Genomic DNA, 21,803 nt, shown 5'->3' with positions numbered 1-21,803 from the left:
TTACACCCCTTGGTTTTCGATAAAGCCTTTGGCTTCAAATCTGGCAATATGTTGTAAATAAGCTGCTTTGGCTTGAGCAGGTTGGTTAAACACAAAGTGCTGATGCGTGCTGTCATCACCCGTGGTCTGCTCAATCGTTATTTTTTTATGTGCGATAGTCAGATAGATATAAGTGATACAAGTCTCGTCTGTTGTAGCAATCGCTTTGTCTTTGATACTCTCTTTTATATTGTCTGTCTTATTATCTAATGATGGTTCTGAGGGCTGTGACAATGCAGATAAGTCCATCACCAAATCTGAAGGTGCTGTGATAGCCTCGTTTTTATACTGAGTGGTAGCTTTAGTGGAATGGCGAATAGAGTGACGAACAGGTACACGCTGACTCAATATTCGGGTGTCATGCCAGCTGTCGTTTTTGGCAGTAGTACTATCGTAATTGTTGTAACTCAGACGTAATGCAATAAGATGCGCGCACACACCTTGTGTGAGTCGGTGCTGTAAATACTGCGGACAGCTACATTCTGCTCGGCTGACCAGTGCTTCATCGCCTAATTGCAGCTGACTGTGGTAAGTACGTCGATCCTCTTCAACATAGACATCAGCACTGATGCTCACGCCTTTGGTAGCGACAGTCTCGACAGAGAACTTCTGCACGGCATCCGCACGGCCAATCAAATCAAAGGCATGTTTTTCTGCCTCATTATGGTAAGCAAACTGCGCCATATCAAGCGGTGTCTGCGTCAATGGACGATAGTAATAGCTCCCTTGCGCAATATCATAACGAATCAAACCTTGCTGCGTTCCCGCTAGCAGCCACTGTCGCACTTGTGCTTCCGTGATAGGTGCTGACTGTAATTCTGACTCTTGCGTTGTTAGCTGCTGGGTTAATGCGTCTACAGTACTTGGGCGGTGAGTAAGGCTATCAACGACCTTTACTAAACCACTATCAGTACTTTCTAATACTTGCTCACTTACTTGTGCAGATGCTTGCTTTCTATCCGCACTAATTGTGTTTTGCTGTGGACGCTTAGGCAGTAATAAGTCAAAGTTCAATGACTGTGACCAATTGGCTTGGCTAAAGCCAGTCATAGCAAAGGTGAAATGAAAGCCTTTGCCTTTTAGTGTCCAATAGCTTGGCATGCCTTGACCCAGTAGCGATACCGAAACGCTGTCAGTATGTGGCAACAGACGTTTTAATAGGCTGAGACGACGGCGACCCCATAAGCGAATCAGCTTTGCTTGTTGACCTTGATAAGGCTTTTGCTGTTGGCTGACTTGGCTAGTAACAGTGATGTCAAATGGCTCTAATATAATCACTGGCAGCTGCTGAGGTCTGAGTTCAATCAACAATCCACGCCGTTTGCCTTTGATATCAGCATGCATGCGTAGCTCAAACAGCACGTTATACAGTGCGATTGGATCAAGATGGATGGTGTCTTGTGGCAATTGACCTGCAGACTGTACCTGTAGCAGCGCTCTGATCCAGCTTTTGGGCACATTGATGCGCTTTTCTATGATCTGTTTTTTTACGGTGGGCGTGGCTACAGCACTATTAGTACTGGCCGCAGCATCTGTACTGTTTACCTCGCCATTATCCGTCTCTGGCATGGTTTCGAGTAACTGTAAGCCGACTGCTTCATGACCAATGTCTAATATCGTTTGTTGATGATCGCGAATTTTCTCAATACCGTTAAACAACGCCGCACTATAATCAATGCTGGTGGTGCCGAGCGTAGCTTCGACACTTTGCTCAAAAATCTCATTGGTCAATGTCAATTGAGCATAGCAGCCTTCATCACGACTAAATACCTCAAAGCTAACACCTTGCTCGTGCACCTGAATAATCGGATCCAAAATACAAAAGGCGAGTGGGTCGTTATCGAATAGCCACGTGAAATAATCACGCTGCGCAGTAAATAGGTTCTTATTGCTGCTGGCACGGCGCATCTGCATAAATACCGTGTACGCTGAGCGGTCTTTTGGCACATAACGGTAGTCACTACTGACCACATCAAATAGAGCTAGCAAACTGTCACGAAAGACAAGGGAAGACTTGACCTTACCGTGGAAGTTAACCTCCGACCGATTCAGCTGAGCAAATAGTGCCACATGCTGAGTGTGTTCGGTCGTTTGCGCCTCCGCCAGTGAATCTGACGATTCGTTAACTTGACTGATTTGGCTGGGTGCGGCGTAGTCCAACTGCATCACCAGGCCATCAGTGTTTACTACTTCTGACTCTGTTTCTGATGCTTGGTCTAATTGATTATCTATAGTCATTGACTGTCTCCTTCACCCTGATTGCTTTTTTGACTGCTGTCCTGACTATTTTGTGCTGCGATGGTCGAGCTAGATTGCGATTCCATATTGCCAGATACCAACGGACGCTTTTGCTGTGCTCGTATCATGGCACGTTGCCAGCGGCGTAGTACTTTATAAGCAAGCTTCTGAATGTCTGAGTTTTCATGTGCCATGAGCATCGTCAGCCATTGTTCAATATTTGGATCATGTAGCTGCCCAAGCGCTTCGATAGCACGGATGCGAACCGTCATCTCCATGTTGTCATTACTCGCACAATGATAGAGTGCATCAGCGTCTTTTGCTCTGATCCACTGTAGCAGTTGTTGATTGATTGGTATCTCGGTAGACGAGCCCTTATGTTTTAGCGCATTCTTTACTACAGTTATTATGGATTTTTGGGTAGATGTGCCGCTTTGTTCAATACGAGTTAGTAGCGTTGACAGTAAGGTTTGGTTGTCATAAGTGAGCTGCGATTGAGTTGCTGTCGAGACAACGCTCAACGTTGGCACGATACTTGATAGCATCTTATCTTCAGCGACTGGTCTGGCCAGTAGTCCTAACAGCGCTTGCTGCCACCAACCGCTAACAGTCGTAGAGAGCAGTGGGACGGAAGTGATGGTCAATGGTTGACGAGCATCATTGAGCCACTCAAGCATTGCCGCGATCTGCTTGGCTGCCACTTTATCGACAGCACCTTTAGCAGTTGTGATAGAAACATGACGCATGATTAGCCAAACCAGTTGTCTGATGGTGCCACCCACTTGCTCAACCATGCTAATCCACTGACTATTATTGATGGTCGTTGGACTGCGGTTGATGGTGTTGATAAGCGTATGCCATTGCTCGCTTGCAGTGTCAAAACGCTGCTGCAACGTCGCAACCATTTCTTTGTCTAAATAGTTAGTTGGATACTGGGTCAGATAACACAGTCCAATATGCTGTGTCAGTGTGTTACTACTCGTAATCAACGCGGTAAGCTGCGATGTTGGCATGTCTTGCTTGGCCATAATGGCATTTTGCAGTGCCATCAGGGTATCGGCTGGCAATTGCGCACCATGCTGCGTGATGAATGTTGCCAGCTCATCGATGCTGCTATTATCAATAATACGCTTTAGGCTCAAACGCTCAGTCTCTTCTATAAAGTCAGTATTATGGCTTTGAATGGCTGCCCAATCATAAGGGTAAACCTGCGTCGCAAGACTGCCCCACGTTTTCTGTGCCGCCGTATAAGCCGCCATAAGCACAGCACGGTCTAAATTGTTTTGCTTTAAAATATCTAATATTAATTCTTTATTGGCATCGTTATTATTCATCTGCAATAGCCATACCGCATGCCTTTGCGGACGGAAAAATATGACTTTATCAAGGTGAGTGCGTATATAGCTGCGGATTTGTTCCCAAGCAGGCGTTGTGTTGAGCCAGCGCAGTCCATTTAACCAATGGACAATGGCGGGATTGGTGAAATGGACTGCGGGGTCTGACAAGTGCGATTTTAATAGCTCAAAAATATGCGAACTGTGCTCAAAGTCACCACCTTGTGCAAGGCGACCTAAGGCTTCACTGGCCACGTCTTGCAAGTAGTGCTCGTCATCTTCTGCTAGTTTGATTAACTTATCATAGGCTTTGTATAAGGTGTGAACCTGTAAGTTCTTATCAGCATTGTCCACAGGCGAGTTGGCATTTTGGTTGTTACTGTTGCCTAGCAACTCGCCAATGGCTAACACACTGCAGCTGCGGAATTCAGCATCAGGGTTGTAATCTATCGTGGCCATCAAGATGTTGACTCCATCAGCGTGACCGCACTTAGCCAGTCCTTCAGCCGCGGCAAATTGCACATCAGCGTCTTTATTACGCAGGGCGTTTTGTAATGAGGCAATGCTGCCGTGTCGTCTTTTGGCTCGATATGCCAGTGCCTCGACCAATTTAAAGGTATGGTTAGCTGGCATCTGCTCGTAGGCTAGCGCTAAAGCAGTATCAATGCGCGAGGATAAATCACTGTCGTCCGATTGTACCCATGCCAGTGACGGTAATAGCTGTGCGGCAAGCGCATAATCACTATGATTCATAAGCGTAGCAAACAGTGACAGCAAGACTTGCGAGTCTCTAAGGTGCTGACGTTGTAACCAGCGCGTATCTTCACGCTCCTCCAAATAATCCTCAATTTTTTGATCGTAACCACTGATTTTTACTAAGGTATCAAATAAATATTTACGCTCCTCTTTATTTTTTTGCGGCGTATGCTCAAACAAATTCTCTAAACGCTGTAGTAATGGCGCCACGAGATTTGTGTTACGCAGGTCAGCGATATCCGAGTAGATGACCTGTTTAGGTTTGTTGATATGTGGATCATCAAGTAAGGCTAGTAATCGTAAGTGCGCCTCATTGGCAACCTGTTCAGCCATAGCAATATCAAAGCTGCTATTTAAACGACCCTCTAAAGTGTTCTTATTGATGAGTTGGTACGACGTGAGTGCATCGACAAGCAGCTGCCAGCTACGGTATTTCTCATTACTGGCTTGAGCGTCTTCAGCAAAATCAAATAAGCTATCAAATAGCGTGCTGTCTGCAAAGAGTACGTCATAAAACTCGACCAATTGACTCAGTGCTTGATACTTTGCATTCCAGTCATCACTCTTCACAGCGTGCAGCAAAAACGTCAGTTTGTCTTGACGCTGCACTGACGGCGATTGACTGTTTGCAAAAGGCGTGACAATGACTTGTTTCCATTCCGCAACGATCTGAGGCAGTAACGACTGACAATAAGTCTGTAGCCCAAGCAAGCTGGCTGGCAGATGGCCTAGTCGGCCTTTTAGCAGCTGATAGGTCTCTTCTGCTAAGGTGTGATTATTGGTTTTTAACAAATCAATGATTTGTTGATCAGCGCTACTACTGACAGTAGCTGTATTCGATGGTTTACTTTGCTGCTGTACGGCATTGTTATTTGCGGTATCTAGCAATAAGTCCAAGCCGCGTTTGACAATATCGCGGTAGGGCGTGCTCATGGCATAGTCAGCCAGCTTTTTGGCAGGCATGTTTAGCTTATACAAGCATGACCAAGCCAGCTCACGAGTGTCAAAACTACTGTGGTTGAGTAGTGGCAACAACACGCGACTGGTACTGTCTCGCCAATCCTCATTGCTATTAGTGTTGTTATTGGTGTTAAGCTCTGATGATTGAGTAGCAAGCCACATTAGCCCTCGAATGGCTTGGTCTGTGGTGCTGCTATTAGCATAATAATCATCGCCTGCGCGTATGACGCCAATCCAAGCACCAAAAGCAAGGGACTGGTATGGGTAATGCGCCTCAGAACTGTCTTGTTTGTCAGTAGGAGAGCTACCTATTGTTTGCGCATCGTCGTTTGAAACATCCTGAATAGAGGCTGATACAGGGTGAGCACTTAACAATGCCTGCAAACTGCGTTGCCATTTTTGTAGTGTCTCAAAAACATCGTTCTCATCGTCATAGTAGTCATGAGCGAATAATTCAGATAAGTTGCAGATAACATCGATAGTTTGGGCGCGTACCAATGGCTGCTGGTGTCGACTGAGGTTGGCGAGCTGTTGTAAGTTTTCGGTACTCACCGTCGTTAGAATACTTGCTCGGATAGAGACCGTATTATGCGACTGTCCTTTAATACCACCTTTATCTGCCGTGTTTGGCATGGCATCCATCATCATTGTGATGACTTCAGAGTGAGAAGATAAAACACTGCCTAATTGACGTGACAAGTAATCACTCAAATACTGCCATGCTGACGATAGTGCTGGCTGGTTATTAGGGTGTTGTACGTCATTCGTGTAACGAGCGAGTATGTTGGCATAGACTACTGCCGTGTCATTATCCGCAAAGCTTAATGCTCCTATCAGCTGATTAGGTCGACCAGTGCTGGTAACGTTCTTTTCAGGAGCTTGCAAGCCATTTTGCCAGTGATCTTTTAAATCATTAAATATTAATAACAGTCTGGCCGCTATTGCATAGGACTCTGACTCAAACAAAGGCTGTAGTTGACTGGCATGAGTGATGGTCAAGCCATGCTGTGCTTGAAGCCAATGCGTAGGGGTCATCGGTGCAACAAGCGTACTAAGATTGTCTGTCTCGTCTTTAATGTCATGAGTAAGGAAGTACTGCCCGCGAGCGTCACCTAAAATAGCCAAACATAAACTGGCTGATTGACTGATAATGGCGTGCTCATCTTTCTGCCATTTCACCAGTAGATCAATGTCCTCAAGCGAGACTATCTGAGTAATCTTTGGTGCAAGAAGTTTAAAATCAGCATCAGGGTGGTGTAGATATTTAGCATACCAACCTAGTGCATCATGCTTTGATGGGTATGCCAGTTTAGACAAGCCAGACAGCGCTTGGCTTACATGATTGTGCCACTGGGTATAGCTGTCACTTTTCTTGCCTTGAGGGGGCATAGGCAGTTCTAGATAGTGTTTAAAGACTTCGTACGCTTGTTCATCACTCCGCTGTGCCTGTTCTTCGTCAGCATAGAGGCGTGATTGGCTGGCCAGTAGTTGAGCGACTGTTAGCTGAATATCAGGATAAGGGCTGTTTAAGGCTGCGGTAATCAATGCTTCGTGATGATTCGGTTGATCATCGGTGCTACTATCATCTAGGCTACTGTAATCCGCTAAAATAGTAGGTTGTAATTCTGTCAGCGCCAAAGCAACCGTCAAAGCTTGTTTACGCAGCTCAATACTGTCATCAGCGAACATAGCCACGAGAGCTGGCATCAACTGTGTCAGCTGAGTCGTATTCGCTCTGGCTTGCACCGTCGTAAGGGCCAGTTGCTTGGTATCCGCATAAGGGCTGGCAAGCGCGCTTAACATGACGTCAGCAAACCCTAAATGCTTGCTTTGCTTAAGTGCAATATCAAAGGCTTGTTTACGGATAGCGGCAAACATATCTGCAAAAAACAAGGTTAAAACGGCTTGATTGGTCTTTTGACTATCAGTTTCTTCAACTTTATTTGTTTTATGCTTCGATGTCATCGATAGCAACAGTCGTTGCCATTCTTCTATCGCCACTTGATGCACATCTTCAAAGAGGCTTTGCTGCAATAGCTCAATAATGTCAACGATAGCACTGTCAGAAACGTTTTTAGAAATATTGTCAGATGACTGCTTAAATTGGCGGTTTAATAGAACTTTAACCACTTCTAACCGAATACTGGTAAAAGGGTTGTTTAACGCTTGTAGCAATATATCTGTCATCTCTGACGACATCTGTGCGCTTTTATCACTGCTATCACCACTATTTAGGCCATCTGGTGTTACATGCTTTAAAAACAGTGCTAAAGACTGCTCATGAATGTCTTGATGTTTAGAAGCAAAACCTGTCGCTGCCCAAGACAAGACATTGTCTGACAACTTACCATAGGCTTGCATAGCGACTTGGCGCACGCCAGCGTCCTTATCGTCCAGTAATGTCGGTAGGACTGCTTTGGCGTCTTCTATATTTAAATGACCAAGCGCGGTGGCGACACCAGCACGGATGATGGCGCTGTCATCATGGCTCATTAGGCTAATCAGGGTGCCAAACGCACGTTTGTCTTGTAGGCAAGCCAGCGCATAAGCCGCTCGGAAACTGATATCTTCGTGACTATTGCTTAAGCTTTGTAATAAGGGCTCTAACGTGTCATTGCTTAGGTTTATAGATTCAGTAGCAAGCTTCTTGGATTTTGCCGTTTTAGCCTTACTCTTAGATGCTTGGGTATTATCTGCTTGCGAGATAAAGTCTTGCGTGGATAAGGTTAAACGGATCGCCTCATCGGATTGTTTAACCTTATTATCATTCGCCGCTGTGTTACTAGCGTTATCTAGTAGCGTGCCGCGTAGTAAGCGAAAGTCATCGAAATCAGTTAGGGTACGTAATGTTTGCGTGTCGCCTTGCTGTTTTAACGCCTCTATCAATTTAGGCTGAGACAGTAATGAGACGTAAAACGCCGTTTGCCTAATCTCTGTATTACGATGATTCTGTAGCAGCATCAGCTGACGCGAGACTTCAAGGTGGTTTAGCATGCCGCGCTGATACAGACGAATCAACCCTGACTGGACAATGTCTGACTGATTACAGTCTAGTGCCATCAAATCTGCTTGCGGGCTGTTGTCTGGCAATAAGGTCTCAAGTGAGGCCAATGCTTGCTTACGAATATTCGCAAAACTGTGTGACAACGCGTCTCTTAAAATAGGTAAGATGCGGCGCTGGCTGGTAGCATCCTTCATCGCGACCTTTAGGTAACCTTGTAATGCAGAAGCTACCACTTCTTCGTAGTAACGGTTTTTAAAGGCTTCTTCTAGATAATGCAGCGGGCGCTTTGCCGTACTTGCGCGGTCGGCCAAGGCATGAAAAGCAGCAAGACGTACTTTTGCACTGTGCGCCGAGCTTAGTTGCTGCTCTAAAACCTGTGCAGTTTTATCCAGTTTTGTTGTCGCAATCCACTGCACCAATTGCAATGCTTGATTGGCCGTGAGCGTATCGCTATCAGCAAGTAATTTTTTGACCAGCTCTAACGTTTGGTTATCTGCTTGCGCCTGTAGCAGCGCTAGGCCTTCTTTAAACGACACATCGTTATTGTTTGAGGCATCTGTCAGTAACTGGCTGATTCTCTGATAGCCGTCTTTGATGATATAAGTAACTGGCAGCAGCTTACTGTTTTGTGCCGTACTACTCTGTGACGCATTTTTAGTATGGTCAATAGGTATGAAACGTAGGCTCTGATCAGCACTGACTACGATGAGTGTTGGTTGTTCAGCGTAAGAAGATAAGACGATCTGTCGAGCCTTGGTCAGATCCTCTTTGCAGCTATTTGGTTGACCCTTGTCAAATGCCCATGATTTGACGCTCTTGTCATCGGCGGTAGTGAATAGCCGAGTGTCTGAGACACAAAGCGCCGTGATCATTTCGCTGTGTTGGCTAGACTTGGCTCTATCAACTGGGTGTAGATCGCCTTGGACATGAGTACGATACAAGCACTTATCTGCGCCTGCGGAGAAGAAGTATTGACCGACCGGCTCAAAACAAAGCGCGTTTACTTTACCTTGGTGGAGCTGTTTTCGGCTACTCAGATTGAGCTGTGCATCATCTGATACCCATTGATAGCTACTAACAGCTCCTGTTTTATCTGCCACCACGAGCCACGAGCCATCACTTGACGTTGCTAGCGCTGTTAATGCAGACTCCTTACTTGATGTTGCTATAGAAGACGAATAAGTCTCAATGATGACAGTACTGCTGGCTTGGCTGTCTTGATAAGGCCATACCACGATGTGTTTCGGATATAAAATAGCCAGTGCATCTTGTAGTGGTGCCATTGCTACGGCACGGCCTATAGTACTGTTATTATTTTCAGGTGCATCGAGTAAGGATTTGGCACTGGTCTTCTTAACTTTCTTGGCTTGCCAATCCGTTTGATAAAGATGACCATCGTCACCAATCATTACCACCGTACTATCATCTATTTTAGTGATGGCTTGCATCACACAAGGCAGTGCAGTTGTCGATAAGCTAAATTGCTCACCTTGTTGATCGAGGACATATAAGACCGTGGCAGATGCTTGCTGCTGGCGAGTAATAAAAAGACTGCGCCCATCTTGCTTGGTTGTCTTTTGAGTTGCCGCTTGGGTGCTGTTGGCCTTACTGACTAAGCCAATAATTTGACCCCAATAGGGGAGTGTTATTGTTTTCATGGTGTTATCTCAGTTGAGGTGACGTCATATTTTTTTAAGTATCTTTTATCTATATCTGTTTGCTAAAGCCGTTAAGCCGATGCCACTGGCTGCAGACTTTTAGATAGCTCAGGATAGCGATGCAATAACCGTGTGACGGCAACCAAACACGCATGACGCTCCATCTTGCCTGCCGAGTGCGTAAAGGTGAACAGTGTGGGCATAACGAGCGCCGCAAAGGTGCTGTCAGCCAATGCCACATCACGAAAGGTCTCAATCAATGCCAGTTTGGCACGACTCGCAGATATGGGTTTTAGTGTGATATTGCTATCTGACTCATCTGCCTCTGATGATTGTGGTGATGCTGAGTTTTTATCTGAATAACGTTGTTGTTTATGCTTACTGCTGTCATGAGCAGCAGGCTCTTGCGAACCGCCTAAACGGCCAGGCGGTAGCTCAAAGAGACCACGGCGTAGCAGCATTAGTAGTTGATCGACTTCTGCAGGCAAGCTTGCCAAACGTTTATCTGACTGCTCTGTTATGACTGGTTGAGCGCTGCTGTCTTTATCTCGTGCAGCATCTTTATCTTTACTATCGCTACTGGTTGGCTGCCAGTTTGGAGACACGTGACGCGCCTTGTAGTGTTTCCATAGCATGGTCACAGCGGCATAACGTACTTCACGGTCTGTGCTTTGGGTCAATCGATATAAAGACTGCACATCTTGGAAATTGGCATGACGCTGCAGCAAGGTGATGCCGATTTGGCGAGCGACTCGCGCTTTGCTTTCAATCAAAGCGTTCAGCATGCCAGCATTCAATTGTTCTGACTGGATGTGATAACGTCTATTGGCAATGGATGGCTTGTTCAATAGCGCACGCTTTAGCAGTTGAGTGATATCCGTATAGGGAGATTCTGCCATCATCAGCCATAGGGCTGGCGTTGGTTGCCACGTCGCCATCTCATACTCACTCAGTAATAAGCCAAATTCTCGCAGCTGGCTGTTACGGTGTTGCAGTAAAGGAATGACGCGCTCCGCATCAAAGAATGAAGAAGGGATAATCGCATCGGGATCGACTGGTCTGTCTGTCAGTGCCATACAGATCTGTTCATGATGATGACTGAGGTAGCTAATCGCAAGCTCGCTGATAGGTGCAGTAGCGTCATCTGTTGCCATATGCCACAGTGCGTTGGCACCTGCAAAAGTATCGTTTTCAGATACCTCTCTCGATTGACCAGTCAGCATCTGTAAAAAGGCGGTTTCGGAAATAATCTTTAGCGGCGCACCATCAGCGATTAAGCTTTCGGCTTTAACTTGCTTGCTACCTTTACGGCCATTTCCATATAACGGTGAGCCATCATCACCGATGACCAAGTAATCTAACTTGCCGTTGACAGCGCCGCTGATGGCACCATTAGCTGCTTTCACAACTTTTTCGGCCTCACCACGAGTCATGCTTTGCATCTTGCCTGTGAATAGATAGCGTTGGCCGGTTAAATCTACTTCAGTAGCAGCGTCGCTATTTGAGTCTTTATTGTCAGTACCATTACTGGAAGCGGTGTCAATAGAGGCGCCTTCATTGCTGTCGAGATATGCGATAAAGTCGGCAGGCAAGAACCCTTTGTTAATGCGCTCAATAGCAAATTCACGATAGAGTGCCTGATCGCTATGCGCAAGATTCATAAGCCAATCGAAACCTAAATCTATCGGCGAAAACCGACGTACATCAGACAGCCAATCCCTTACGCTTTCTGCTAAGTACTCATCAAAGGCCAAGTGCTTTTGCCAGTTTTTAATAGGAGTGTCAGCAGATTTTAATTGTTCAATATATTCACTCACTTGCCAATCAGGCTCATAGGCAAGCGCATGCCAATAGCTCATATCAAGCGTTGCTGCTGACAGCACATCTTCATCAAACCAATCGGTAATAGTCGCTTGCGATAGTGGATGTAATAGCAGCATTTGCCACACGGCAGCGTTTACTTGGCTCAAATCCAAACGTCTGAGCTGATCCAACGCAAAATCCATGCAGTCGCTGTCGTTATAAGCAGAGAAGTCCTGTTGCTCTGGTATATCTAGCTGCTGGGCAACGCGTATAAAATATTCAGTCCCTAGCTCTTTGGCACTATAAAGCTCAGGCAGTTTTTTTATGGCAAATTTTACGCTGTGTGTTCTGCCACTAGTCAGTCGTTCAAAAAACCACTCAGGGGTTAAATCGCGCCTCGTAAAATGTTTGCTAAGTTGTTTGCTCGCGGTTTGATAGTGATGCTCTGTGTCTAATAGCTGACCCCAGCCATTGACACCGATATCAGCAACAGGATCACGACTCAAGATACTGTTGATGGCAAATACTCTAACAGGCTCATAATCTGACATGGCCAGTAGCATCAGCTCAGTGAGTGATAAGTTTTGAGCGTAGCTTTTGGCATAGCCAATCGCATACTGATAAGCGGCAGGATAGTGTGAATGGAGTAGTTGTAGCACCACTTGATGCAAGCCCAATGTTTGAAATTTAGACTTTTCAAAATGTGGTGCGTTTTCTAATAGCCAAACAATCATCTCATCACGCGCTTTGCTGTGCGCTTGTCCGGCAGATAAATATTGTAGCGTCGCACCACTCACATCACGTAGTTGGGTCTTAAAGTCATGCTTTAGGCTATCGGTTGCGAACTGTCTGATAGCCTCATTTTTGGCGATGGCCAGTAACTCAATAAGTGGTTCAGGGTCTCGTTGCCATGCCTCAGCGAAAGCGCGACCTTTTGCATCAAAGAGCTTGCGAGGTGAGCGACTGCTGAATCGATTGACGCCATAATCAAGGCTGTTATGGAAACAGATATGATTAAGTACCCAGCTGTTCGTTTGTTCAAGGCTGCCTGCCGTCATGGTTTCTTCATAGCTGGCGAGTACAGAGACGGCGGCATCAATGTAGCCAATTGGCATTTGCTGACCCAACTGGCGCAGATAACGCCATGCTCTGAGACTCATATAGGTTTTGGTGGCGAGGCTGACCGCAGAGTTGGCGGTTTGATTAAAGCGTTGTAAATCAATCTTGGCGGCAATTTGTCCAAATATCTCATAATCTTGAGAAAATTCAGCTTGCTTATAAATGCGCTTCAAACCTTTCCACACACCATAGCTGACTGGCAAAGCCGTAATGGCTTGTTTTAGAATAGTTCTGGAGTACGCGCTGCCATCTTCCCAAAGTGCAGTCAATATTAAATGGATTTTGTAGCGATCAGGGAGAGGGTAGATGCCTTCGTCTGCCTCAAGCTTGGCAATCATTGCCACACGCTCTGCAAACTGTACTTCGGGGTTTTGCTCCCGAAACTGATGACTTAGAATCTTATCTAAAAATCGCTCAAATGTCAGTTCGTGCTCAGGGATGGGCGACTCAGGAATATCATCAACTTGTGTTGCTAATAAACATAACTTATCAACCAAGCTAGGGTCTTGAACTTGCCAAGCTTGCTGAATTTGTGCGAAGGACAGACTCATAGAAATTTGCCTTAATTTTTATTTTGTCAGCTTACGATGTATTTGTATGCCCTATGTAACCGTGTTTTGTAACAAACATCAAGAACTTTTGTCACAAAATAAATAGCTAACGACAGCAGATGTCGCAAGCAAAGAGACTTGCTAATTATGTATTGACAGTACTAACTGTTATGAGGCACACTTAACGGGTTGTGAGATTTAGCGTTTCACCGTTTACGGTGAGGGGCGACGTTGCGTCGTCCACGAGTCAAGCCATTACATTTTACCCAAGGAAGACTGTTTCAGTCCTGCTAATACCTAGATAAAGGCCCTAGTGTCATTAGCTCGCTGGCGCAATCACGCAATCGTGATTGAGCTAATGCACTAGGGCCTTTATCTAGGTGCAGTCCAGTGAGTCTTCCATGTACCAGGTCATGAGGTAGATTACACAACAATTGAGTGTGACATCACTATGATGGCATTCAAGGTCTTTAAAGCAAAACCGGAGTCGGGTTGTTTATTCAGCGCTACTCCGGTTTTTTATTGCCTAATTATTAGTTGATAATAAAAAGCCCTTTGTCTATCACAAAGGGCTTTTTAGTGCAGAAAATATGATTTTATACGGAACTTTTATCCCCAATAGCCATCAGGACATTTAGGCAATTCAACCAAAATACGGCGGAGCTCCTCTGACCATTGACGACGAATGCTATTGAAATATTCATCATTCTCATCAATACGTCGGCCATTAGGCAGGGTTAGGCTGTCATTGTCATAAAGTACAAAATCTATGGGCATGCCTACTGACAAGTTGGATTGAATGGTTGAATCAAATGATAACATCAACGCACGTGCGGCATGCCTCACATCCGTATTGTAGCTGACAGAACGATCTAGAATTGGTTTGCCGTACTTGCTTTCACCCAATTGAAAAAACGGTGTGTCTTCAGTGGCTTTGATACAATTACCTGCAGGATAAATCATGTAAAGCTCAGGCGGCTGCCCTTTGATTTGACCACCGAGCATAAAAGAGCTGGTAAACGCGCCATCGACACTAGCATTAGCGACTGCTTTTGCATGATTCATAATGTCACGCATACATTCACCAACCATTTGGGCGGCATCAAATAAAGTGGCTACTGTATTAAGATTACTCTCAAGGCGCTGATCAATATCGTTTTGCAGTTTGTTAAACACCGCCTGCGATGTCGCTAAGCTGCCAGCTGTTTGCAATACTATAAAGCGCTCACCTTCAATGCCATACTGATAGAGCTTTCTGAAGGTTGATATGTGATCAACCCCAGCATTGGTACGCGTGTCGCTAGCAAAAACCATCCCTTCTTTCAGGCGTATAGCGGCACAGTAAGTCATAACTTATCCTTAGTGGAATAGGCTTAAAAATAGCCTATGATAGTCTCGAAACCAGTACTTGACTGTAAAGATTTTCATAGCCGCCGCCCATTCTAACACCGCGGACAGGAGCTGTGTCTAAATAGTCTCGACCAATGGCAACGTAGACATGAGAGCTTGGTTGGAACAGCTGATTTGAGATATCAAAGGTATACCAATAGCCGTCCAGCCACACCTCTGCCCATGCGTGACTGGCCATATGGTTTTCGGTATCGTCATACAGATAGCCTGACACATAGCGGGCTGGAATCTGTTGATCACGTAAGCAGCCCAAAAATACATGGGTGTGATCTTGGCACACGCCAGCGCTTGTCGCAAAAGACTCAGTCGCTGTCGTACCTACATGGGTCACATCTTTCACAAACGGCATCTTCATGATGAGGGCATTAGCCATCGATTTTAGGCTGTCATGGGTTGGTTTTTTTAGATAGGGCGCCGCAAATTCACGCATCTCTTGTGAACATTTGGTCAATGGCGTTTGTACCGTAAAGAGCAGATAGGGGACATGTGCCATATCCTCTAAACGTTTGGTCTCTGTATCAATCTCTACGATACCTGACGCTTGCATCTGCAAGTTATTATGTGCCTCATTACGGCTTAGCGTGAGCCAGTCATTGCCAAAGCCGTCCTTTTGATTGGTCGCCACTTTGGGAAGCATTACCTCCCATTTGTGAATAATTTGATGCGGCATTTGCATTGGGGTCATACGTATATACTGGACACTGCGCTGTGCAAGCTCGCCATAATAATAGTTGGTTTGATGGCTGATTTGAAGTTTCATAATAGCTTCCTATTTTTCTGTTTTGGAGAGAGGTCACGCCTTAGCATGTATCATCATTTTTCGGCTAGACACCTTGACGCAAAATGATATTAAACTCTTTGCTAATCAGCTCAAAATCACTAAATTTCTTCGATCTAATCATCTGATTGGCCAGACGTGTCAGCTCACGCCAGCGCGTGTTCTCTGGTAATTCATTGATCCAGTATTTGAATTCAAGACTGACTTCTATTGAGTCCTCTTCGAGTAGCACAGCCCGCTCAAGCTGCTCAAAATGACGCCCTAATTGCCAAAAACAAGTCACGGTTGGGTGCTCTTGTTTCATAGCGGCATTACATGCGTGTAGCTGCAAGGTCGCAGCACGATAAGTACCAGCACTTGAGAGCCGCTTAATCAAGTTATATAACTCAGCGGTGTCTTTACCAATGACGCCTTTTGCCTCCTGCACATTGTCTTCTATCGATTGAACGATGTTTGGTATGATGTTTTGTTCCAAATCAGACATCATCTGCGCTTTTATGGCCTTAAACGATTCATCTGCATCTACATCAAAACCTAAGTGGCTAATCAAATGCTTAAGCTGTGATTTTTTGAGATCGTCTTTGACCAATTTTTTCATGACATCATCATAGTAATACAGGCGCTCGCTGTATCGGCCTAGCCATATGAGGTGGCTGGCGGTGGAAAGTAGCAGGATCATCGGTGCATCATCTAGCATCTCATAACCGGCTTCTTTAGGCTGTACACGATCATAATAGTTGGCGTGATCCGAGGTATTGGTCTCTGATGATAAAGGCGAGCATTTACCCGATTCACCATTGCCGTTTGGTTTTTTGGTCGTAGACTGCAGGTGACTGTCATCGACGACCCACGTGTCCTTGATACCGCCGCCCTGAGATGAGTTGACGACTAAGGAGCCTTCCACCATGGCCACACGAGTCAACCCCCCTGGCACAATATCTACAGAACCATCGCCGTGACTTAAGATAAAGGGACGCAAATCAATGTGGCGCGGTGCGATGCCATCGCTGACAGCAGTCGGATTGGTAGATAGCGAGATAGTCGGCTGGGCAATAAAGCCGGCTGGGTTTTCAAGTAGGCGCAGACGGTAGTCTTCAATCTCTTGTTTGGTGGAGGTTGGACCGATGAGCATGCCGTAGCCACCTGAGCCTTGGGTTTCTTTTACGACCAGCTTATCTAAATTATCAAGCACGTATTTGAGCTCATCAGGCTTACGGCATTGATAGGTTTCTATATTGGGTAGAATAGGCTCTTCATTTAAATAGAATTTAATCATATCTGGTACAAAAGGATATAGGCTCTTATCATCAGCCACACCTGTACCTGGCGCATTCACAATCACGACATTACCAGCACGGTAAGCACTCATCAGCCCTGAGACGCCCAATATCGAGTCAGATTGAAAGGCTAAAGGGTCGATATAGGGGTCATCAATGCGTCGGTAGATCACATCGACCTGCACCTTGCCACGGATACCCTGCATGTAGACCTTACTGTCCTCAACCACCAAATCATAACCATGTACGAGTGGCACGCTCATTTCGTGTGCTAAAAATGCATGTTCATAGTAGGCGCTATTGAAGCGGCCAGGCGTCAAAATAACGATTTGTGGATCATATTTAGACGTTGAGCTGGCAAGACAGGCTTTGAGGCGATTGGGGTAATCACTGATGCCCATAATAGGCGTGTCAGAAAACATATCAGACAATAGTGTCTCTGATATGTTACGGCTCTCAAGCATGTATGAGACACCAGACGGGGTACGTAGATTATCCTCTAATACACAGAACTTGCCAGACTCGTCACGGATCAGATCGATACCGCTGATATGTGAGTAGATTGGTTTGTCCAACTTAATACCCATCATCCAAGGCTCATAGCAGCCACTGGCATAGACATAGCTGGCAGGCACGATGTCGGCTTTCATAATGGCTTGGTCATGATAGATGTCATGCAAGAATGCATTGAGGGCGGTGATGCGCTGCTTACAACCAGCTTCTATCTGTCGCCACTCACTGGCAGCGATAATTCGGGGGATAATGTCAAACGGTATCATTCGCTCGATGTTTTTGGCATCGCTGTAGACGGTAAAGGTGACACCTTTACGATAAAAGATATTTTCGGCTTGTTCGTTTAGATAGTTAAGGGCATCCATGTTGATATTATCAAGCCAGTTGCCAACGGATTGTGCTACTGGGCGATACTTGCCCTTACTTATCTGCAGCTCGTCGAAACTTTGTGTGTTTTTCTCGGGTTTTTCTAAAGTGTCTTTTACCGTTGTTGAGGCAGGATTTTTGGTATTGGGTGATTTTATGGACTGACTCTGGATTTGATTTTCAGAGTCTTCTTTATTCTGGGTTTTATTGGTAGACTGACTTTGAGATGCTGTTTTATTCATAAATACCTCACGTATCCTTGGTAAAGTTATACTTTATGATGAATACACTGTCTATGCTAAGCCGCGTAGCAATGGTATTGCGCCCAACAGGTAATCTATCTCCGGTATTAACTATACAACGTATATTGATTGATATACAACAAGCGTTAGGCAGTAGATTTTAAATAAACTTAAATCAATTGTAATAAATTTAATTCAACGATTAGCCAATTGGTATAAAACCATTGAGATAAACAACACTGATGTAAAAATAAAGTGAGAAGGTGTGCATGACATTTCGTAAGCAGGTTTTAGGGCTAGCGAGTATCGGGTTTGCTGCTGCCATTAGTATGACAGGCTGCGGTAATGAGCCAACGCAAACGGCTTTACCAGTGGGCAGTACGGTAATAGCTTTGGGAGATTCGCTTACGTATGGCTATGGAGCAAGTACTGAAACAGCGTATCCTACGGTACTAGCAGAGCTAAGCAAATGGCAAGTTATCAATGCGGGTGTCAATGGTGATACTTCTGCAGACGTGCTTACTCGCGTGCATGAGATCACTGAGCAAAATCCTGATTTGGTACTGCTGGGTGTGGGTGGTAATGATGTATTGCAGCGCATTGCTCCTGATACCACGCGAGCTAATATCATCGCGACTATCGATACCTTGCAGTCCAAAAATATCGACGTTGTTCTAATCGCTGAGCCGCATCTGAGTACTAGTGCCTTGTTTGGCAAAGCCAGTGATAATCCATTGTATGAAGATATTGCGGAAGCTGAAGACATCCCACTATACTCTGATGGCTGGTCGACTATTTTGTCAGATGACGCATTAAAATCGGATAGAATTCATGCCAATGCGGCAGGCTACAGACAGTTCGCCGAAGGACTACATGGTTATCTAAAAGACGAAGGGTGGGTACGTTAAACCGAAATTTAAACCACAGTTTTTAAGTTTAAAAATCATGAGTAGGGCGTATGTCTGTAGTCAGTGTATAAAGCACAAAAAAGCAGAGAGCTTGTTGACTAGGCTCTCTGCTTTTTTTACTAATGACAAATAGTCGATGAATTTTATAGTCAGGCCTTTATATAAACCGTCTAATCATCGTCACCCATGACTACTACCAAACCTTCATCAGCAGCTATTTTACCTTCGCAGATATCTTTATAAACCTCTAGCAAGCCATTGATCCCATCAAGCTCCTGAATCTTTAACCACACACTAGTTTTTGCAGTGCTATTCATGATGTAACGCATAGAGCGCTTATTGAACTCTTCAGGGCCCCATTCTTTCATGCATTGCTGTACATGACTGGGCGCAAAAAAGTGTTGGCTACGCGCTTGGATGATACCTTCGGTATGACGTGGCTCGTCCCAGTGCGTAAGACCGACATTGCTGGTGTAGCGCATGTTATCACCTAAGTGTCTATACAGCCTGCTGAGTACATCGGTATTGGCCGACATATCGACAATGACTGTTGGTTTGCTGGCGTCAATCTGCTCAAGGGTGTCATAGCTAAGCACACTATCATAAGCGTCAATTGACTTAACAAAATCTATATGACGGTTTGAAGTTAGGCCGATAACGTGCGGCGCATCTTTATCATCAGTGAGGCCATAAGCTAGGCCAATACTGGTTTTACTAGAGGCACTGATAATCACCACTTGTTCTGCACCAAACCAATCATTGCGCTTCAATAAATCATGCAGGCAAAATGAGGTCAAATGTAATACAAACAATAGCATGCGCTGATTGTCATTGGCACGGTCATAACCAGGTTCATGATTGACACGCTGATACATATTGTAGCCAGGCGGCAGCTCGGCACGATGGGTACTACCATCGAGCAGGCTGGTTTTCGTGACTCGCTTAGGGGTAATAATTAATTCGCTGGCAGGCGGGAAGTAACCAAACAGGCGCTCACCAACTGGCAGTGTGTCACTATCGGACTCAACAACATCACCAAAGCCCCAGACTGGAATAATACCCCATTTCTCAGGCTCGTCACCATTTGGCGGAAAAAACTGCCAGTATCGTAATTGGTCGCCCATGACTGCATAAGTAATATTATTTGCAGTAAAAGCAAAGCGATCAACTTTTACACGTACTTCGCCATCGCCGAGAGTGTGTATAGGTGTTTCTTGTAGGCGGGCTTGGGTTAGGTTTGCTTTGTTGGTTTGAAATTCTGGCATAGTAGCTTCCTTGACAGTTGTTCTTACTAGTTACTTTTTAGGCATTAGAGGTCTTGGCTTGACGCGCTGCCGTTATTTGCATGATTTCACCCATCAGTTTAGGCATATTAGCAGCGGCTTTTGGTCCTGCTGCTTTTAAACGTTTAAGGATAGCCAGCTCTTCAGGTGGCGTATCTTCGCTGGCACGTACCAATTTAGTGAAGCCATCTAAGCGATTGTTGATCATCCATTCACGTAGCGCAGGCTCTTTTGACCAACGCATTTGATTCTGCATTTGTTTAACAAGCCCAACCAAAAAGTCTGTATCATGATTTGGGATTGGCACGACTTGGCACAACTCATTTTTGACAGTTTCATCATCATAATTGGCTTCGATATGAGCGATGAACGCCGCACTGAATACAGGTTGATAGGTACGCACGGTTTGTACCACCACAGTATCACCTTTGAATACATCGTACGTCTCTGTCACTGGTACTGCCCGTGCAGAGCAATCAATATGCATCGTGTTGGGCGTGGTAGCAATACTGTCATCACCAAAATAAATCTTGTCAGTATCCAAACGGGTCACGCGTCCTTTACGCACAATGTTTTTAACACGGCGCAACTGCTTAAGCTCTTCACTACTAATGGTGGCGCCATGGAACATTTGCGGGCGTACATTTGGATCAATACGCATTAGTACGCCACCTTTTTCTAAACGATTAAAAAGGTCTTCGATGTTTTCAGCTTCAGCAATCGCTTCTGCCTGAGTAGCCTGCGCCCCTATAGTGTTCACAAAAAAATCACGAGAAGGCTGGGTGTTCTGACGATCGATCAGCCAAGCGTCTCTTGGCATAATCCATGTAATGTGGTCTGGGTCAATTTGATTCTCTAGTAGCCATAAAACCGCGTCAATACCTGTTTTTCCGCCGCCAATGATCACGTAACCATCACGTGGCTTATTTAAATTTGGTAAATTATTCAATGGCTCAAACTTCACGCCTTCAGCAATCTCAAAATTGGGGGTATGAGTCGCAGGCACTGATGTTTTAAAGTAAGTGCCATCAATGATTTTTTTGTTGACCTTGACCTCATAGCTGGTATCAGATAGTAACGATGAAAATTTCCCTTCGCCCTTGTATTCACACATCGGGAAGTATGTCACACGGCCACTCGGTAAAAACGTATGCTTCATGACTTTATCAAAGTACGACATGACTTCTGCGCCTGATGCCAGCTCGGACAAGCCTTTGTTTAAACCAATCTTATCAATCATACCGCCGCAAAGCTCACGTGAGCTAACGCCATAAAAAGACGATGGCTGATGCAATGTGACAAATGAATAGGCGTCATTCCAATGGCCACCTGGCTTATGATGCTTATCGACGATAATAATATTAGCATCTGTCTCTGTAAGTAGTACGTCGGCAAAAGCCATGCCCACCGCGCCACTACCAATGATTAAATAGTCTGTTTCTAGCTGTTGAATACTCATAGCGTCCTTACTCTTAAGTTAAATTTTTACCAATACAATCAATCCATAATTGTTTGTACATAACAGTGTTATATACTAGAATAACACTGTTATAATTGTCAAGAC

General features: G+C 45.1%; 8 protein-coding genes and 1 pseudogene. 1 reads left to right on the top strand and 8 read right to left on the bottom strand.

The window, feature by feature from the left end; translation table 11 throughout:
* The 6 genes and pseudogenes from I6E61_RS03955 to I6E61_RS14275 form a co-directional block, all read right to left on the bottom strand.
* Positions 1-2,277 carry a hypothetical protein gene (locus tag I6E61_RS03955; protein ID WP_197130148.1) on the bottom strand — a complete coding sequence of 759 codons (2,277 nt, stop codon included), beginning with the start codon at positions 2,275-2,277 and terminating at the stop codon, positions 1-3.
* On the bottom strand, positions 2,274-9,989 hold the full coding sequence (locus tag I6E61_RS03950; RefSeq protein WP_197130145.1) for a HEAT repeat domain-containing protein: 7,716 nt from the start codon (positions 9,987-9,989) through the stop codon (positions 2,274-2,276). The genes I6E61_RS03955 and I6E61_RS03950 overlap by 4 nt, the downstream gene beginning before the upstream one ends.
* 71 nt (positions 9,990-10,060) lie before the next feature.
* Complete coding sequence (locus tag I6E61_RS03945) at positions 10,061-13,462, bottom strand: BRCT domain-containing protein (protein WP_197130142.1); 3,402 nt, start codon at positions 13,460-13,462, stop codon at positions 10,061-10,063.
* Between the two features lie 609 nt (positions 13,463-14,071).
* Positions 14,072-14,812 (bottom strand): peptidase, encoded by a 741-nt coding sequence (locus I6E61_RS03940; protein WP_197130139.1) that lies wholly within the window; start codon positions 14,810-14,812, stop codon positions 14,072-14,074.
* Positions 14,813-14,846: 34 nt separating this feature from the next.
* Positions 14,847-15,632, bottom strand: coding sequence for a transglutaminase family protein (locus I6E61_RS03935; protein WP_194196557.1), 786 nt, complete (start codon positions 15,630-15,632; stop codon positions 14,847-14,849).
* Positions 15,633-16,485: 853 nt separating this feature from the next.
* Positions 16,486-17,778, bottom strand: a pseudogene (locus I6E61_RS14275) (circularly permuted type 2 ATP-grasp protein); the annotation flags it as partial.
* A 539-nt stretch (positions 17,779-18,317) separates the two neighbouring features.
* On the opposite strand from I6E61_RS14275, the gene I6E61_RS03925 reads away from it, so the two are divergent.
* Positions 18,318-18,956 (top strand): GDSL-type esterase/lipase family protein, encoded by a 639-nt coding sequence (locus tag I6E61_RS03925; protein WP_197130133.1) that lies wholly within the window; start codon positions 18,318-18,320, stop codon positions 18,954-18,956.
* Positions 18,957-19,126: 170 nt separating this feature from the next.
* Here I6E61_RS03925 and I6E61_RS03920 read toward each other — a convergent pair whose 3' ends face one another.
* Both I6E61_RS03920 and I6E61_RS03915 read right to left on the bottom strand, forming a co-directional pair.
* Positions 19,127-20,221 carry a DUF2855 family protein gene (locus tag I6E61_RS03920; RefSeq protein ID WP_197130118.1) on the bottom strand — a complete coding sequence of 365 codons (1,095 nt, stop codon included), beginning with the start codon at positions 20,219-20,221 and terminating at the stop codon, positions 19,127-19,129.
* 37 nt (positions 20,222-20,258) lie between these two features.
* Entirely contained in the window at positions 20,259-21,698 is a 1,440-nt protein-coding gene (locus tag I6E61_RS03915; RefSeq protein WP_197130115.1) for an FAD/NAD(P)-binding protein, read from the bottom strand.
* Positions 21,699-21,803: the final 105 nt, after the last annotated feature.

This window comes from Psychrobacter sp. NZS113, assembly GCF_015864825.1.
GTDB lineage: Bacteria > Pseudomonadota > Gammaproteobacteria > Pseudomonadales > Moraxellaceae > Psychrobacter.
Note: the sequence above shows the minus strand (reverse complement) of the source record. Positions and strands in the feature narration are given on the sequence as shown.

Bases quoted from the DNA above. Each gene is read 5' to 3' on its own strand.
- I6E61_RS03955 (WP_197130148.1), bottom strand. From the start codon at position 2,277: ATGACTATAGATAATCAATTAGACCAAGCATCAGAAACAGAGTCAGAA.
- I6E61_RS03950 (WP_197130145.1), bottom strand. From the start codon at position 9,989: ATGAAAACAATAACACTCCCCTATTGGGGTCAAATTATTGGCTTAGTC.
- I6E61_RS03945 (WP_197130142.1), bottom strand. From the start codon at position 13,462: ATGAGTCTGTCCTTCGCACAAATTCAGCAAGCTTGGCAAGTTCAAGAC.
- I6E61_RS03940 (WP_197130139.1), bottom strand. From the start codon at position 14,812: ATGACTTACTGTGCCGCTATACGCCTGAAAGAAGGGATGGTTTTTGCT.
- I6E61_RS03935 (WP_194196557.1), bottom strand. From the start codon at position 15,632: ATGAAACTTCAAATCAGCCATCAAACCAACTATTATTATGGCGAGCTT.
- I6E61_RS03925 (WP_197130133.1), top strand. From the start codon at position 18,318: ATGACATTTCGTAAGCAGGTTTTAGGGCTAGCGAGTATCGGGTTTGCT.
- I6E61_RS03920 (WP_197130118.1), bottom strand. From the start codon at position 20,221: ATGCCAGAATTTCAAACCAACAAAGCAAACCTAACCCAAGCCCGCCTA.
- I6E61_RS03915 (WP_197130115.1), bottom strand. From the start codon at position 21,698: ATGAGTATTCAACAGCTAGAAACAGACTATTTAATCATTGGTAGTGGC.